Annotated in this window: 11 protein-coding genes; 10 read left to right on the top strand and 1 reads right to left on the bottom strand. The window is 32.7% G+C overall.

The features are described from left to right. Nucleotides 1-159 precede the first annotated feature (159 nt). The 6 genes from gdhA (at nucleotide 160) to Q0050_RS14020 (ending at nucleotide 9,308) form a co-directional block, all read left to right on the top strand. Nucleotides 160-1,503: an NADP-specific glutamate dehydrogenase gene (gdhA, locus tag Q0050_RS14045; RefSeq protein ID WP_298397196.1), complete on the top strand. Its 1,344-nt coding sequence runs from the start codon at nucleotides 160-162 to the stop codon at nucleotides 1,501-1,503. Between the two features lie 134 nt (nucleotides 1,504-1,637). Then, nucleotides 1,638-3,935 carry a two-component regulator propeller domain-containing protein gene (locus tag Q0050_RS14040; RefSeq protein ID WP_298397193.1) on the top strand — a complete coding sequence of 766 codons (2,298 nt, stop codon included), beginning with the start codon at nucleotides 1,638-1,640 and terminating at the stop codon, nucleotides 3,933-3,935. Nucleotides 3,936-3,962: 27 nt separating this feature from the next. Further along, nucleotides 3,963-4,676, top strand: a complete 714-nt coding sequence (gene recO / locus Q0050_RS14035; protein WP_298397190.1) for a DNA repair protein RecO — start codon at nucleotides 3,963-3,965, stop codon at nucleotides 4,674-4,676. A gap of 109 nt (nucleotides 4,677-4,785) precedes the next feature. Next, entirely contained in the window at nucleotides 4,786-8,187 is a 3,402-nt protein-coding gene (gene ileS, locus Q0050_RS14030; RefSeq protein ID WP_298397187.1) for an isoleucine--tRNA ligase, read from the top strand. 6 nt (nucleotides 8,188-8,193) lie between these two features. Further along, nucleotides 8,194-8,574: a TraR/DksA C4-type zinc finger protein gene (locus Q0050_RS14025; RefSeq protein WP_298397184.1), complete on the top strand. Its 381-nt coding sequence runs from the start codon at nucleotides 8,194-8,196 to the stop codon at nucleotides 8,572-8,574. 86 nt (nucleotides 8,575-8,660) lie between these two features. Then, the gene (locus tag Q0050_RS14020; protein ID WP_298397181.1) at nucleotides 8,661-9,308 is read left to right on the top strand and encodes a lipoprotein signal peptidase; all 648 of its coding nucleotides are present in this window, start codon (nucleotides 8,661-8,663) and stop codon (nucleotides 9,306-9,308) included. On the opposite strand, the gene Q0050_RS14015 is transcribed toward Q0050_RS14020, so the two are convergent. Beyond that, nucleotides 9,291-9,866 carry a 5-formyltetrahydrofolate cyclo-ligase gene (locus Q0050_RS14015; RefSeq protein ID WP_298397178.1) on the bottom strand — a complete coding sequence of 192 codons (576 nt, stop codon included), beginning with the start codon at nucleotides 9,864-9,866 and terminating at the stop codon, nucleotides 9,291-9,293. The two genes, Q0050_RS14020 and Q0050_RS14015, sit on opposite strands and share 18 nt — an antisense overlap. 214 nt (nucleotides 9,867-10,080) lie before the next feature. Here Q0050_RS14015 and uvrC point away from each other — a divergent pair, with 214 nt between their 5' ends. The 4 genes from uvrC (at nucleotide 10,081) to Q0050_RS13995 (ending at nucleotide 17,043) form a co-directional block, all read left to right on the top strand. After that, the gene (uvrC, locus tag Q0050_RS14010) at nucleotides 10,081-11,883 is read left to right on the top strand and encodes an excinuclease ABC subunit UvrC (protein WP_298397151.1); all 1,803 of its coding nucleotides are present in this window, start codon (nucleotides 10,081-10,083) and stop codon (nucleotides 11,881-11,883) included. Nucleotides 11,884-11,893: 10 nt separating this feature from the next. After that, nucleotides 11,894-14,146 (top strand): patatin-like phospholipase family protein, encoded by a 2,253-nt coding sequence (locus tag Q0050_RS14005; protein ID WP_298397149.1) that lies wholly within the window; start codon nucleotides 11,894-11,896, stop codon nucleotides 14,144-14,146. A gap of 79 nt (nucleotides 14,147-14,225) precedes the next feature. Next, nucleotides 14,226-15,692, top strand: a complete 1,467-nt coding sequence (locus tag Q0050_RS14000) for an APC family permease (protein ID WP_298397146.1) — start codon at nucleotides 14,226-14,228, stop codon at nucleotides 15,690-15,692. A 193-nt stretch (nucleotides 15,693-15,885) separates the two neighbouring features. Next, nucleotides 15,886-17,043, top strand: a complete 1,158-nt coding sequence (locus tag Q0050_RS13995) for a homogentisate 1,2-dioxygenase (protein ID WP_298397143.1) — start codon at nucleotides 15,886-15,888, stop codon at nucleotides 17,041-17,043. Nucleotides 17,044-17,046: the final 3 nt, after the last annotated feature.

Raw genomic sequence — 17,046 nt, 5'->3', positions numbered from 1 at the left:
TAGTTTTAAAACTAATCATTAATGTCAACTATCACTAAAAAATCTTAACAAAAAGATAAAACTTTTGAGAACTTAAAAAATATTACGCCATTATTTTAATAAAATGTATCTTTGTGGCAAATTACGAAAACGTTTTCTTAAACATTAATATTATAATTTATGTCACAAAGTATCAACAACTTTATTGAAGCGGTTGCTAAAAGAAACCCTAACGAGCCAGAATTCATGCAAGCCGTTAAGGAAGTTGCCGAAACAGTAATCCCTTTTATTGAAGAGAATAAAAAATACGAAGGCAAAATGCTTTTGGAAAGAATGGTTGAACCAGAACGAGTGATCATGTTTAGAGTAACATGGATCGATGACGCTGGAAAAACTCAAGTTAATAGAGGTTACAGAATTCAAATGAACTCTGCTATCGGACCATACAAAGGAGGAATTCGTTTTCATCCATCTGTAAATTTAAGTATTTTAAAATTCTTAGCTTTTGAGCAAACTTTTAAAAATAGCTTAACTACATTGCCAATGGGTGGTGGAAAAGGTGGAGCTGATTTTGATCCAAAAGGTAAATCAGATATTGAAATTATGAGATTTTGTCAAGCATTTATGACAGAATTATCAAAACATATTGGTGCTGATACTGATGTTCCTGCAGGTGATATTGGAGTAGGCGGAAGAGAAGTAGGATACATGTTCGGTCAATACAAGAGATTAAGAAATGAATTTACAGGAGTTTTAACTGGTAAAGGTATTTCTTTCGGTGGTTCATTGATTCGTCCAGAAGCTACAGGTTATGGTGATGTATATTTTGCTCAAAGTATGTTGGCAACTAAAGGAGATAGTTTTACAGGTAAAACAGTTGTGGTATCTGGATCAGGAAACGTTGCTCAATATGCTGCTCAAAAAGCAACAGAACTTGGAGGTAAAGTAGTAACATTATCAGACTCGTCAGGGTATATCTATGATGCCGATGGTATAGATGCAGATAAACTTGCTTATGTAATGGAAATTAAAAACGTTAACTACGGTAGAATTTCTGATTATGTAACTAAGTATCCAAGTGCTAAATTTGTTGCAGGTAAACGTCCATGGGAAGTAAAATGTGATGTAGCTTTGCCTTGTGCGACTCAAAATGAGTTAAACGAAGAAGAAGCAAAAACATTAATTGCTAACGGATGTATTTGTGTTGCCGAAGGTGCTAACATGCCATCAACTCCAGAAGCAGTTACTGCTTTCTTAAATGCTAAAATATTATTTGCTCCAGGAAAAGCATCTAATGCTGGTGGTGTAGCAACATCTGGTCTTGAAATGTCACAAAACTCGTTACGTTTAAGTTGGACTTCTGAAGAAGTTGACGAAAGACTAAAAAGAATTATGCACGATATTCACGCTGCTTGTGTTGAGTATGGTACAGACGCGACAGGATATGTTGATTATGTTAAAGGTGCAAATATTGCCGGTTTCGTTAAAGTAGCTGATGCTATGTTGGCACAAGGAATCGTGTAATTACTTCATATAATAGCTTATTATTAAACCTTCTTTCTTAAATTGAAAGAAGGTTTTTTTATTGGTTTATATGAAATCATATTTAATTTCGTTATTACTATATTTGTATAAAATAAATTGTATCCTAAATTCCAATGAGTAAGAAAATTATCAATTTACTATCTTTATTACTGATTGTAAGTGGTTTTGCACAAACCAATTTACAATGGCAAGGTTATTTCTCTTACAATAAGATATCAGACATTAGCGAAGGACAAGATAAGATTTATGCCTCTTCAGAAAATGCTATTTTTTCGAAGAATTTAGTGACAAATGATATAACTACCACAACCTCTATCGATGGATTGAAAGCTGAGACAATCACAGCCATTCATTATAGCGAAACTTTCAACAAGACGTTAGTAGGAAATTCAAATGGATTATTACTAATATTGAATCCCGATGGAAAGATAATTTTTAAAAACGGAATTGTTGTAGAAGTACCAGTGTCGCCATTTCTAAAAAAAATTAACCACTTTTTAGAATTTAACGGAAAAGTTTATCTTTCGTGTGATTACGGAATCTCTGTATTTGACTTAACCACTATGGAGTTTGGAGATACTTATTTTATAGGAAACAGCGGTCAGCAAGTAAAAGTATATCAAACTACAATTCTAAATAATGAAATTTTTGCTGTAACAGATATCAATGGTATAAAAAAAGCAGCACTTTCCAACCCTAATTTGGTAGATTTTAGTCAATGGCAAGTTTTTGACGGAGGTTTTTGGAGCGGAATTACAACAATTCAAAACATACTTGTTGGGATGAATACCAACGGAAGGCTTTATAAAAATAACGGAACTTTTTTTGAAGAGTTTTTTATTTTAAATCAAGGAGGAATTGATATCAGGACTAGCAATGAAATGGTTAGTGTTACAACGCAAAGTAATGTGCATATCTTCAATCCTGCTTTGCAACTTGTTGTTACAATTAATAATAGTCAATACACTCCAACACCAGTTACATTTAGTTGTGCATCGGTTATTGATGATGTAATTTATATTGGCACCAACGAAACAGGATTACTTGTCTCCAACCTGTCAGCTCCAACCAACTTTCAATCTATAAAACCAGATGGACCAGATAGAAATAACATTTTTAGAATAAAGCAAACTTCCAATACACTTTGGGCAACCTATGGTGGATATTCTATAACTTATGATCCATCTTTACTAGAAGAAGGAATCAGTAAATATTCACGTCAAAACGGTTGGAGTAAAATACCATTTACTGACTTGTTTGGGGCAACATCATTGAGTGACATAGTGGTTAATCCAAAAAATGAGAATGAAGTTTATGTATGTTCCTTTCACAACGGTTTGCTCAAAATTAAAGACGATGCAATCACGTTTTATAATCAAAATACTGCACCGCCAAATGGTCCAGAAAATCAACAATTAGTGACGCCAGCCTACATTTCGGTCAGAATTAATGGTCCTGCATTTGATAGTAGCGGTAATCTATGGATGACAAATGCCTACGTATTTAAAGCATTAAAAACACTAAAACCAGATAATACTTGGCAATCCGTAAACGACTGGCCTAATCAATTAGCATCTGCCAATGAAGAACGCTATTCTAAAATTGCGATCGATAGAAATAATACTAAATGGGTTCCAACATATAGAGGAAATGGCTTAGTGGCTTTTAATGAAAATTATGCCAATAAGTTTATCAAAATTAAAACAGGAACCGATGGAAACTTGCCAAGTAATGATGTAAGAACAGTTGCAATTGATAATAAAAATCAAGTTTGGATTGGTACGGCTAGAGGACTTCGATTCATTCCATCGGCAGATTCATTTGTTTCTGAAACAGAAATTCAATCAAAACCAATTATTATCCTCGAAGATGATTTGGCACAAGAATTATTTTTCGAACAGTTTATTATGGAAATTGTTGTCGATGGCGCTAACCGAAAATGGGTATCAATTGCCGAATCTGGTGTATACTTGATATCACCTAATGGTCAAGAAACTATTTATCAATTTACTAAAGATAATTCACCGCTACCTAGTAATAACGTTAATGATATTGAAATTGATAGTGTCACTGGAGAAGTATTTTTCGCAACAGATAAAGGATTGGTTTCCTTCAAAGGTACAGCTACAAGACCAAGTGAAGATTTGAGTAATGTATATGCTTATCCTAATCCGGTTAGACCAGGTTTTTCAGGTACAGTAAAAATATCTGGTTTAACTAATAAAGCAGTAGTAAAAATTACAGATATCGAAGGAAATTTAGTGCACGAAACAACGTCCGAAGGAGGAACTATAGAATGGGATACTACTGCGTTCGGAAAATATAAAGTAGCTACAGGTGTATACATGATATTGGTTTCTGCCGAAGATGGAATAGATACAATCGTAAAAAAAGTAATGATTGTTAGATAAATTCCAATAAATAAATTCCAAGTTCCAATGTTGGTAAAAACCAAAGCTATCGTAATTTCATCTCTAAGATATCAAGAAAAAAGCTTGATTGTAAAATGTTTTACACAAAGTGATGGTTTAAAAAGTTACTTCGTACAAAGTGCTTATTCTGGAAAAAAATCCAATCAAAAAATTGCGTATTTTCAACCTTTGACTATTCTTGAAATTGAAGCTAACCATAAGAATAAAGGCACTTTAGAACATTTTAAAGAAATAAAATTAGCAACAGCTTATCAAACTATAAATACTGATATTGTAAAAAGTACTATTGTAATTTTCTTGTCCGAAATGCTACACCATAGTATTCATGAAGAAGAAAAAAATGAAGACTTATTTACCTTTCTTGAAACGGCTTTAATTTGGTTGGATACTCACGACGAAACATCCAATTTTCATTTAATTTTACTTTTAGAAACTACAAAGTTTTTAGGATTTTATCCAGATAATTCCGAGACAGATTTTAATTTTTTTGAAATGGTTGATGGCATTTTTTCACCTTTTCAAGGAACAAATTGTCTTAACGAACACGAAACATTTCTTTTTAAAAAACTTATCGATTTAAAATTTGATTCTGATCAAAAGGTTTTCGCTGGAATTGAACGCCAAATTCTTTTAAAAATCTTATTAGATTATTATTCCATTCACCTCGACGGATTCAAAAAACCAAAATCCTTAGATGTTTTAAAGGAGGTTTTTGCATAAAAGATAAATTTAGGCATTCTTTCTTGCACAATCGCAAAAACTGAAAACCGAAAACCGAAAACTGAAAACTATTTACTACTTTCGCAAACTGATTTAAGAATACGACAAAATGAGCACAAAATTTACTGAATACAAAGGACTTGACTTGCCAACAGTAGCATCAGAAGTTCTTGATTTTTGGAAGAAAAACAACGTTTTTGAACAAAGTGTAACTTCGCGTGAAGGTGCAACTCCTTATGTGTTTTTTGAAGGTCCACCTTCTGCAAACGGATTACCTGGAATTCACCACGTGATGGCTCGTGCTATTAAAGATATTTTTTGTCGCTACAAAACTCAAAAAGGGTTTCAAGTAAAACGTAAAGCAGGTTGGGATACTCACGGTTTGCCTGTTGAATTGGGAACTGAAAAAGAATTAGGAATCACCAAAGAAGACATCGGAAAAACCATTTCGGTAGAAGAATACAACGAAGCGTGTAAGAGAACCGTCATGCGCTATACCGACGTGTGGAACGATCTTACCGAAAAAATGGGTTATTGGGTTGATATGGAAGATCCATATGTGACTTACAAATCCAAATACATGGAAACCGTTTGGTGGTTGTTGAAACAAATTTATAACAAAGATTTACTATATAAAGGCTACACCATTCAACCATATTCTCCAAAAGCTGGAACGGGATTGTCTTCACACGAAGTTAACCAACCAGGCAGTTACAGAGATGTTACGGATACAACAGTTGTAGCACAATTTCTTGCAAAAACCGAAACTTTACCAAGCTTTTTGCAAGGTTTTGGTGATGTTCACATTTTAGCTTGGACAACAACTCCTTGGACTTTGCCTTCAAATACAGCTTTGACAGTTGGTCCAAAAATCGATTATGTTTTGGTAGAAACTTTCAACCAATACACATTTCGTCCAGTAAAAGTAATTTTGGCTAAAAACCTTGTCGGAAAACAATTCGGAAAAGGATTTTTTGCTTCTGTTGAACCTTCTGATTTTGAAAATTTCAAAGAAGGCGATAAAAATATTCCATATCAAATATTAGCCGAATTTAAAGGTGCTGATTTAGTAGGAATTCGATACGAACAATTGATGAAATTGGTTTTACCGTATCAAAATTCTGAAGATGCTTTTAGAGTGATTTCAGGTGATTTCGTAACTACCGAAGATGGAACTGGAATTGTACACACGGCTCCAACTTTTGGTGCAGATGATGCTAAAGTTGCCAAAGAAGCAACACCAGAAATTCCGCCAATGTTGGTTTTAGACGAAAACGGAAATCCTGTTCCTTTGGTTGATTTACAAGGTAAATTCATTCAAGGTTTAGGAAATTATTCTGAAAAATACGTTAAAAATGAATATTACAACGATGGTGAAGCTCCAGAACGCTCTGCCGATGTTGAAATCGCGATCCAATTAAAAGAAGAAAATAAGGCTTTCAAAGTCGAAAAATATGTTCACAGTTACCCACATTGTTGGAGAACTGACAAACCAATTTTATATTATCCGTTAGATTCTTGGTTCATCAAAGTAACCGAAATCAAGGATAGAATGTTCGATTTGAACGAAACCATCAACTGGAAACCAAAAGCAACTGGTGAAGGTCGTTTCGGGAATTGGTTGAAAAACGCTAACGATTGGAACTTGTCGCGTTCAAGATATTGGGGAATTCCGTTGCCAATTTGGAGAACCGAAGACGGAACCGAAGAAATTTTAATCGGTTCAGTAGAAGAATTGTATTCAGAAATTGAAAAATCTATCGCAGCTGGTTTTCAATCAGAAAATCCATTCAAAGGTTTTGTGGTTGGAAATATGAGTGAGGAAAACTACGATTTAGTTGATTTACACAAAAATGTAGTTGATAATATTGTACTAGTTTCGCCTTCTGGAAAAGTAATGAAACGCGAAAGTGACTTGATTGACGTTTGGTTCGATTCTGGTGCGATGCCTTATGCTCAATGGCATTATCCATTTGAAAATAAAGATTTAATTGACGAAAACAAAGCATTTCCTGCCGATTTTATCGCAGAAGGTGTCGATCAAACTCGTGGTTGGTTTTATACTTTACACGCTATCGGAACTTTAGTTTTTGATAAAATTGCTTATAAAAATGTAGTTTCCAACGGATTAGTTCTAGACAAAAACGGACAAAAAATGTCGAAACGTCTAGGAAATGCCGTTGACCCATTCACAACTTTGGCAGAATATGGTCCGGATGCTACTCGTTGGTATATGATTGCAAATGCCAATCCTTGGGACAATTTGAAATTTGACATTGAAGGTGTTGCAGAAGTGCGCAGAAAATTCTTCGGAACTTTATACAACACCTATTCGTTCTTTAGTTTATATGCCAATATCGATGGTTTCAAATATGCAGAAGCTGAAATTCCATTAAACGAACGACCAGAAATCGATCGTTGGATTTTGTCTGAATTACATACTTTGATAAAAACTGTTGATGAAGCATACGCTGATTACGAACCAACAAAAGCAGCACGTGCAATTTCTGACTTTGTTCAAGAAAATTTGAGCAACTGGTACGTTCGTTTATGCAGAAGAAGATTTTGGAAAGGCGAATACGGAACAGATAAAATCGCGGCTTATCAAACGCTTTATACTTGTTTGTTAAATGTGGCTAAACTTTCGGCTCCAATCGCACCATTTTTTATGGACAAACTTTACAGAGATTTAACTCAGGCAACACATTCAGAGGAATTTGAGTCAGTACATTTGGCAAAATTTCCAATTTCGGTTGAAAACTTTGTTGATAAATCGTTAGAGAGCAAAATGATGAAAGCGCAAACCGTTTCGTCACTAGTTTTATCGCTTCGAAAAAAGGAAATGATAAAAGTGCGTCAACCGTTGCAAAAGGTTATGATTCCTATACTTGACGAAAATCAACGTGCTGAAATCGAGGCAGTTTCTGACCTGATAAAAGCCGAAGTAAACGTCAAAGAAATCGAACTTTTAGACGATGCATCAGGTGTTTTAGTGAAGCAAATTAAGCCAAATTTTAAAGCACTTGGACCACGTTTTGGTAAGGATATGGGATTGATTTCTAGTGAAATACAAAAATTTTCACAAGAACAAATCAACGAAATTGATGCTAAAGGAGAACTAGCGCTTGTTATTTCAGGAAATAGTATAACTTTAACATCCCAAGATGTAGAAATATCCTCACAAGATATTCCAGGGTGGTTGGTTGCAAATTCTAACGGAATTACAGTAGCTTTAGACATCAAAATTTCTGAAGAACTAAAACAAGAAGGAATTGCAAGAGAATTAGTAAACAGAATTCAAAATATAAGAAAAGATTCTGGTTTTGAAGTAACAGATAAAATTAAAGTTCAAATTCAACGCAATGGTGAATTAGAACAAGCAATAAAAAATAACGAAGACTATATCAAGTCGGAAACGTTAACCGAAAACTTAATTTTTCAAGACAACGTAGATAATGGTATAGAAATTGAGTTTGATGATATAAAAACAAGAATATTAATTTCAAAATAGTACAAAATGGTTGAAGAAATGATGCGATACTCTGATGCTGATTTAGCCGAGTTCAAAGAAATTATCTTAAATAAAATTGAGAAAGCACAAACCGATTTAGAATTAATCAAAAGTGCTTATATGAATGATTTAAATAATGGTACCGACGATACGTCACCAACATTTAAAGCATTTGAAGAAGGAAGTGAAACAATGAGTAAAGAAGCGAATTCTGCTTTAGCTATTCGTCAAGAAAAATTCATTCGTGATTTAAAAAATGCGCTTTTTCGTGTAGAAAATAAAACTTATGGCGTTTGTAAAGTAACCGGAAAATTGATTGGTAAAGAACGATTAAAAATTGTTCCACACGCTACAATGAGTATAGAAGCAAAAAATTTGCAACGTTAATACACAATTCTATAAAATTAAAACGCTCCAAAAAGGAGCGTTTTTTATAGAAAATAATACTATTTTTGCACATTAAAAACCATAGAATGAAACTTAGGCACGCAGCATTAATCATATTTCTGATATTAATTATAGATCAATTCTCAAAAGTTTACGTAAAAACCAACTTTTATTATGGAGAACCATACAGAGTGTTGAGTTGGTTTAATATTACTTTTATTGAAAATGAAGGAATGGCGTGGGGAACAAAAATACCAGGTCAATATGGTAAATTATTTTTAACCTTATTTAGAATTCTTGCAGTTGGTGGAATTGGGTATTGGTTGTGGGATTCGGTTGAAAAAGAACGTTCAAAGTTTTTAATCACTGCAATAGCATTAATTTTTGCGGGAGCTTTAGGAAATATTATTGATTCGGTTCTTTACGGAATTATGTTTGATGAAAGTACAAGATATCATTTGGCTACTTTTTTCCCTGAGCAACCTTATGGAGATTGGTTTCACGGTAGAGTTGTAGATATGTTCGAATTTCCAATTTGGGAAGGAAAATTACCAGAATGGATTCCTTTTTGGGGTGGCGATGATTTCAGGTTTTTTAATGCTATTTTCAACGTGGCCGATTTTGCAATCTCTGTTGGAGTTGGGATTTTAATATTCTTTAATAAAAGAGCTTTTGCACCAGTACAACTTCCTGATCACGTAAAGTTTTCAGATAAATTAGATGATACTATCTAAATAAAATATTTTTTCAGGAGTAATACAAAAGTTCAACTTTATATCATTTTCTGAAAGATCTTCAATTAAATTTTCAGCATCGAAGAACGACAGTCCAATTTTGATAGTTTCAGAATTGCATTGCGATAAAAATTTATCATAAAAGCCTTTGCCATAACCAACGCGGTTTCCGATTAAATCAAATGCTAATAACGGAACAAAAACCACATCAATTTTTGAAACAGGAACTTCTAATCCGTTAACCGGTTCAGGAATATTGTATTCATTTTTCCTAAATTTTGTGTTATCGGTTAGTAAATAATGCGTCATTTCAGTGGTTGCAAAATCACTTTTTGAAACTACAATTTCTCTATCTTTTCCTGCTAGTATTTGAAGGATAAATTCAGTGTCAACTTCTTTTTGTTCCTCAATTGTCAAAAATAAATGATAATAAGTTTTATCCCAGATATTTAATGACAGAAGTTGATTTGCAATTGCTAAACTATTCTGTTCAATAAACTCTTCTGATAATGATGCTCTTAAATCTTTATATTTTTTTCTTAAATCTTTTTTTAACATAAAGTAAATGTAAAAAAAATCAACTTGTTTTATGTAGAATTTAAAGTTAAATTTGTTTGTACAAAAATCGCTGAGAAAGAAAAAAACAATCTGTCAAAATTTGTTTAATCTGTGCCAAAATATAAAAACTAGTGAGATTCCTTCGGAATGACAAACGGTGTATATATTATGAACAAAACCCGTAACCCGAAACTCGTAACCCGAAACTTTTTAAATGAACAATCCATCTTTAGAACTTCAAATACAAACATTACCCGATAATCCCGGCGTATATCAGTATTATGATAAAGAGGGTAAAATTCTTTATGTAGGTAAAGCCAAAAATCTAAAAAAGAGAGTATCATCTTACTTCAATAAAGTTCATGATATAGCCAAAACAAATGTGCTAGTTAAGAAAATTGTAACTATAAAACATATTGTTGTTTCCTCTGAACAAGATGCACTTTTACTAGAGAATAATTTAATTAAGAAACTTCAACCACGCTACAATGTTTTGTTACGTGATGACAAAACCTATCCGTGGATTTGCATAAAGAAAGAACCTTTTTCAAGAATATTTCCTACTAGAAGAATGGTGAAAGATGGTTCCGAATATTTTGGACCTTATACCAGTTTTAAAACCGTAAACACTATTTTAGAATTAATAAAAGAATTATATCCGTTAAGAACTTGTAACTACGATTTGTCCGAAGCCAATATTGATTCGGGTAAGTATAAAGTATGTTTAGAATTTCATATAGGAAATTGCAAAGGCGGTTGTGAAGGTTATGAATTACTTGAAAACTATCAAAAGCAAGTCGATGCTATTCGAGAAATATTAAAAGGAAACTTCAAGGAAAGCTTGAAAGAATTCAAAATAAAAATGCTTCATTTTGCTCAAGAAATGCAATTTGAAGAAGCCCAAAAAATTAAAGAAAAAATAGAAGTTCTTGAAAATTATCAATCGCGTTCAACGATATTAAATCCGAAAATATCCAATATTGATGTTTTTTCAATTATTTCTGATGAAGCTGTCGCTTATGTGAATTTTCTTCAAATAGCACACGGAGCAATTATTCGATCCTATACTTTAGAACTAAAAAAGAAATTGGACGAAACCGACGAAGAACTTTTAGAACTAGCAGTTGTTGAACTTCGTGAGCGTTTTCATTTGCTTTCACGCGAAATAATTTTGCCTTTCCCATTAGATTTTGGTGATAAAATAAAAGTTACAGTGCCACAACTTGGCGATAAAAAACAAATTTTAGAATTATCAGAAAGAAACGCAAGATATTATCGATTAGACCAATTAAAACAAATTCAAATTGTAGATCCAGAACGTCATACTAACAGAATAATGGCGCAAATGCAAAAAGATTTACGCCTTTCGGTTGAACCAAGACACATCGAATGTTTTGATAATTCCAACATTCAAGGAACCAATCCTGTTGCGGCTTGCGTAGTTTTTAAAGACGGAAAACCATCTAAAAAAGACTACCGTCATTTTAATATCAAAACTGTTGAAGGACCAAATGACTTTGCTTCTATGGAAGAAGTTGTTTACAGAAGATACAAGCGATTATTAGACGAAAACCAACCTTTACCACAATTAATAATTATTGACGGAGGAAAAGGACAACTATCCTCAGCATTAAAAAGTATTGACGATTTAGGTTTGAGAGGAAAAGTTGCAATCATCGGAATTGCAAAGCGATTAGAAGAATTATTCTATCCAGGTGATTCTGTGCCATTATATCTCGATAAAAAATCAGAAACCTTAAAAGTAATTCAGTTTTTACGTAATGAAGCACATCGATTTGGTATTACATTCCATAGAGATAAACGAAGTAAATCGGCTTTAAATTCATCCATAGAAGCTATTCCCGGAATTGGAGAAAAAACCATGCTAACTTTAATAAAACATTTTAAAAGTGTTAAAAGATTAAAATTAGCTACCGAAAAAGAAATTTCAGATATAGTTGGTGTATCTAAATCCAAAAAAATTATCGAATTTTACAAAAAAGAATCAGGTTTTTAAATTTTAGAGAATGAATTACCAATATTTTAGAGTAGGAATTAATTTTAGAAAAGTTTACTCACTTGCCTTATTTTTTATTTTCTGTTTTCTGTTTTCGCAAATTAGTTATTCACAAGAAATTGCACCAAGAAAAAAAGTGGGATTGGTACTCACAGGCGGAGGTGCTAAAGGTTTTGCACACATAGGCGTTTTAAAAGTATTAGAGCAAGCAGGTGTAAAAGTTGATTATATTGGCGGTACAAGTATGGGCGCAGTAGTTGGCGGATTGTATGCAACGGGTTATAGCGCAACGCAAATAGACTCGATTTTTCACGCAACAAATTTTGATGAATTATTAAAAGACTACATTCCGAGAAATTCGAAAAGTTTTTATGAAAAGCGAAACGATGAGATTTACGCAATTTCACTACCTTTTAACAAGTTTAGTATAGGTGTTCCGATTGCTCTGTCAAAAGGAATGTATAACTACAATTTACTTACTAAACTTACGCATCCTGTTAGACATATTAGAGATTTTAATAAACTTCCAATTCCGTTTTTATGTATTGCAACCAATATCGAAACTGGCGAGCAATTAATCTTAAATAAAGGATATTTACCGCAAGCGCTTTTGGCTAGTTCGGCTTTTCCTACATTATTTTCACCAATTGAAATCGACGGAAAGATGCTCGTTGACGGTGGAGTTACTAATAATTATCCAATTGATGAGGTTAAAAAATTGGGTGCCGATATAATTATAGGTGTCGATGTTCAAGATGGTTTGAAAGGACGAAATTCTTTAAAAGAAGCCACTAAAATATTAGTTCAAATTTCAAATCTTCAAATGATTGAAGGAATGAAAGAAAAAATTAAAAAAACCGACATCTATATTCAACCTGATATCAAAGATTATACTGTAATCACATTTGATAAAGGAGAAGAAATTATAAAAAAAGGAGAAGATGCCGCATTAAAAGTTTGGGATGATTTAAAGAAACTAGCAGTAAAGCAAAATGACTATAAAGCACAAAAAATAGCTGTAAAAAAAGATAGTTTAGACATCAAAAGAATAACAATTAACACCTTAAAAGATTATACACACGCCTATGTAATTGGTAAATTGGGCTTTAAAAGAGGAAGTAGAATTAGTTATGATCAATTAAAAAAAGGCATCAATACTCTAGACGCTACTGGTAACTTTAGTGCAATTAATTTTCAGCTTAATGAATTGAATCAAGGCGATGATATTAACTTGAGTCTGACAGAAAATAAAAATAAAACGTTTTTAAAATTTGGTATGCACTATGATGATCTCTATAAAAGTGCCATTTTAGTTAACTTAACGCAAAAGAAACTTTTTCTTAGAAATGATGTTTTAGCTTTTGATATTGGATTGGGTGATAATTTCAGGTACAATCTTAATTATTATATTGACAACGGATTTTATTTTAGTTTTGGTTTTAAATCACGATTTAATCAGTTTAATAAAAATGTATCTACTGATTTTAATGATGGCAATTTATTTTCACAATTCAATATTAATTCACTTAATGTGGATTTTTCTGACCTGACAAATCAGGCTTATGTTCAAACTATTTTTGCTCAAAAATTTTTAATAGGTGCAGGATTAGAATTGAAGCATCTTAAGATACGATCTAAAACTTTAGATAGCAACAATACCATTTTTGAAAACAGTAATTATGCAAGCATATTCGGATATTTAAAATACGATTCTTTTGATAATAAATTTTTTCCAAAGAAAGGATGGTTTTTTAATGGCGACCTTCAATCTTACTTATATTCGAGTGATTTCACCAACCAGTTCAATAGGTTTTCAATTTTAAAAGGTGAGGCAGGCATAACAAGAACATTTTATAAAATTTTTAATTTTAAATTTCAATCAGAAGCCGGATTTTCTTTCGGTGAAGATAGCGTACACTTTTTAGATTTCGTTCTTGGTGGATACGGATTCAATACCATAAATAACTTCAAACATTTTTATGGATATGATTTTTTAAGCATTGCAGCCGATAGTTATATAAAGTCATTAGCCACAATAGATGTAGAGTTTTTAAAGAAGAACCACATAAATTTTTCGGCTAATTATGCTAACGCAGAAAATAAATTGTTTAGCTCAGGCAATTGGCTGTCTACACCTAAATATTCAGGTTATGCCGTAGGATACGGATTAGAAACTATCATAGGTCCAATTGAATTAAAATATTCTTGGTCACCTGAATTGCCCAAAGGTTTTACATGGATTAATATTGGTTTCTGGTTTTAAACCTAGATTTTTTTTATTTTCGCAATATTATTAAACAAAAAAAGTATATTTGACCACAAAAAAACTAAAAACGTAAATTATGTCTATATGGAGAGTTAAACCCGTATCTGCTTTTGAAGCCGATATGAAAAAAAGTGAATTAAAGAAAGTTTTAGGAAAATGGAGTCTTACTGCAATTGGTGTAGGAGCAATCATTGGAGGAGGAATTTTCGTTTTAACAGGAACAGGAGCCTATTATCATGCTGGTCCAGCTTTAGCGTTATCCTTTATTATTGCAGGAGTTGCCTGTGTTTTTGCAGCACTTTGTTATTCAGAATTTGCCTCTATTTTACCAGTTGAAGGTTCAGCTTATGCTTATGCTTATGGAACTATTGGTGAAATTTTTGCATGGATTATTGGTTGGGGTTTAATACTCGAATATGCAATGGGATCGATGACCGTAGCCGTTTCCTGGTCGGGTTACTTCAATAAATTATTAAAAATGTTCGGAATAAAATTACCCGAATATTTAACATCAGATCCAGCGAGCTACACCGGAGAAGGCTTTTCTATGAATTTGCCAGCATTTTTAATTGTGCTTTTTGTTATTTCAATATTAATTAAAGGAACACAAAGCGCTGCTAAAGCAAATAATTTGATTGTAATCTTAAAGGTGTCAGCAATTATATTTGTAATTATCGCAGGAGCTTTCTTTATTAATGTAGACAATTGGTCTCCATTTATTCCAGAAGCAACTCAAATTATTGACAAAGATACAACGCACGAAGCTTATGGTTTAACTGGAATCGTTTCAGGAGCTGCAGCAATTTTCTTTGCCTACGTAGGTTTTGATGCCGTTTCTACACAAGCTGGTGAAGCCAAAAATCCGAAGAAAGATGTTCCGTTTGCAATTATTGCTTCTCTTTTAATATGTACCTTGTTATATATTCTTGTTTCGTTAGTATTGACAGGAATGATGAATTATCAAGATTTTAATCCACTTGGAAAATATCCTGATGCTATTAAAGCACCTGTAGCGTATGCATTTGATATTGCTGGACAAGCTTGGGCTGGATACATTATTACAATTGCTGCAACAGTTGGTTTAATATCAGTATTGATGGTTATGATTATGGGTCAATCAAGAATCTTTCTTGGAATGTCTAAAGACGGTCTTATTCCTCAAGTATTTTCAAAAATTAATCCAATTTCAGGAACACCAAAAACTAACCTTATGATTTTAGGTGCAGTTATTGCAAGTGTAGCTGCTTTTACTCCAATCAATAAGTTGGCTGACATGACTAGTTTCGGTACTTTATTTGCCTTTACAATGGTATGTGTAGCAGTTTGGATGTTAAGAATTAAACAACCTAATATAGAAAGAACGTTTAAAGTTCCTGCATTGCCTGTAATTGCAATATGTGGAATTTGTATAAATACTTACCTTATGATTAATCTAAGTAAAGATGCTCAATTATTATCTTTAGGTTGGTTACTTATAGGTATTGTTGTTTATTTCCTTTACGGAAAAAGAAATGCCAAACTTGGTAAAGAAAATCAAGAATAAAAAAAAGCCACTTTTTAGTGGCTTTTTTTTATTTTTTACGATATTTGTTAAATGAAAAAATGGGACAACTTATTAATCCATTTAAAATTCCTCATCAAGAGAAATCCTGAATGAGTTCAATTCTTTTTGAGTAGTAGCTAAAGTTAAAGGAAACTTTAAACTTTTAAACTTTAACCTTTTAAACTAAAAAGAAATGCCATTTTATCACAAACTTGGAAATATCCCACCTAAACGCCATACACAATTTCGTAAACCAAACGGAGATTTGTACTATGAGCAACTTTTTGGAACGGTTGGATTTGATGGAATGTCTACCAATTCCTATCACGAACAACGTCCAACACAAGTAAAAGAAATTCGAACACAATATAGCGTCGCTCCAACTATAGCGAAAACAAACAATATTCAATCTTATAAATTAAGAGGATTTGATATTGCTCCACAAGATGATTATCTAGAAAGTCGAAAAATTGTATTGACTAATGTTGATTGTCATGTTGTTTTAGCAGCACCAAGAAAATCAACTACCGATTATTTTTATAAAAACACCGATTCTGATGAAATGATTTTCATTCACAAAGGATCCGGTAAATTGAGAACAATCTACGGAAATCTTGATTTCAAATACGGCGACTATTTAATAATACCGCGTGGAATCATCTACAAAATTGATTTTGATACTGAAGATAACAGATTGTTTATTGTTGAATCACATTCGCCAATTTATACTCCAAAACAGTATAGAAATTGGTTCGGACAACTTCTTGAACATTCACCTTACTGTGAAAGAGACATTCGTCGCCCATATGAACTCGAAACTAATAATGAAAAAGGTGATTTTGTTATAAAAGTAAAAAAGAAAGATGAAATCTTTGAAATGATTTATGCTTCACATCCATTTGATGTAGTTGGCTATGATGGGTTTAATTATCCTTATGCATTATCAATACATGATTTTGAACCAATAACAGGACGAATTCATCAACCGCCACCTGTGCATCAAACATTTGAAACCAAAGCATTTGTTATTTGCTCCTTTGTTCCTAGACTATACGATTATCATCCGTTAGCAATTCCGGCTCCATATAATCACAGTAACATCGATTCTGATGAAGTTTTGTATTATGTAGACGGAGATTTTATGAGCAGGAATGATATCAAACAAGGAAATATTTCTTTACATCCTGCAGGAATTCCTCACGGTCCACATCCTGGAGCAGCAGAACGTAGTATTGGAAAAAAAGAAACGCTAGAATTAGCCGTTATGATTGATACCTTTAAACCTTTAATGGTTACAGAAGAAGCAATGAAAATTGCCGATGACACTTACTTCCAATCTTGGCTAGAATAAATT

This window comes from Flavobacterium sp. (assembly GCF_027483985.1).
Taxonomy (GTDB): Bacteria; Bacteroidota; Bacteroidia; order Flavobacteriales; family Flavobacteriaceae; genus Flavobacterium.
This window is presented reverse-complemented; position numbering and strand designations above follow the sequence as displayed.

Excerpts from the sequence above, each read along its gene's own strand:
- uvrC (WP_298397151.1), top strand. The coding sequence starts at position 10,081 with ATGAACAATCCATCTTTAGAACTTCAAATACAAACATTACCCGATAAT.
- Q0050_RS14015 (WP_298397178.1), bottom strand. The coding sequence starts at position 9,866 with ATGTTAAAAAAAGATTTAAGAAAAAAATATAAAGATTTAAGAGCATCA.
- Q0050_RS14025 (WP_298397184.1), top strand. The coding sequence starts at position 8,194 with ATGGTTGAAGAAATGATGCGATACTCTGATGCTGATTTAGCCGAGTTC.
- Q0050_RS13995 (WP_298397143.1), top strand. The coding sequence starts at position 15,886 with ATGCCATTTTATCACAAACTTGGAAATATCCCACCTAAACGCCATACA.
- Q0050_RS14005 (WP_298397149.1), top strand. The coding sequence starts at position 11,894 with ATGAATTACCAATATTTTAGAGTAGGAATTAATTTTAGAAAAGTTTAC.
- Q0050_RS14000 (WP_298397146.1), top strand. The coding sequence starts at position 14,226 with ATGTCTATATGGAGAGTTAAACCCGTATCTGCTTTTGAAGCCGATATG.
- Q0050_RS14020 (WP_298397181.1), top strand. The coding sequence starts at position 8,661 with ATGAAACTTAGGCACGCAGCATTAATCATATTTCTGATATTAATTATA.
- recO (WP_298397190.1), top strand. The coding sequence starts at position 3,963 with ATGTTGGTAAAAACCAAAGCTATCGTAATTTCATCTCTAAGATATCAA.
- gdhA (WP_298397196.1), top strand. The coding sequence starts at position 160 with ATGTCACAAAGTATCAACAACTTTATTGAAGCGGTTGCTAAAAGAAAC.
- ileS (WP_298397187.1), top strand. The coding sequence starts at position 4,786 with ATGAGCACAAAATTTACTGAATACAAAGGACTTGACTTGCCAACAGTA.
- Q0050_RS14040 (WP_298397193.1), top strand. The coding sequence starts at position 1,638 with ATGAGTAAGAAAATTATCAATTTACTATCTTTATTACTGATTGTAAGT.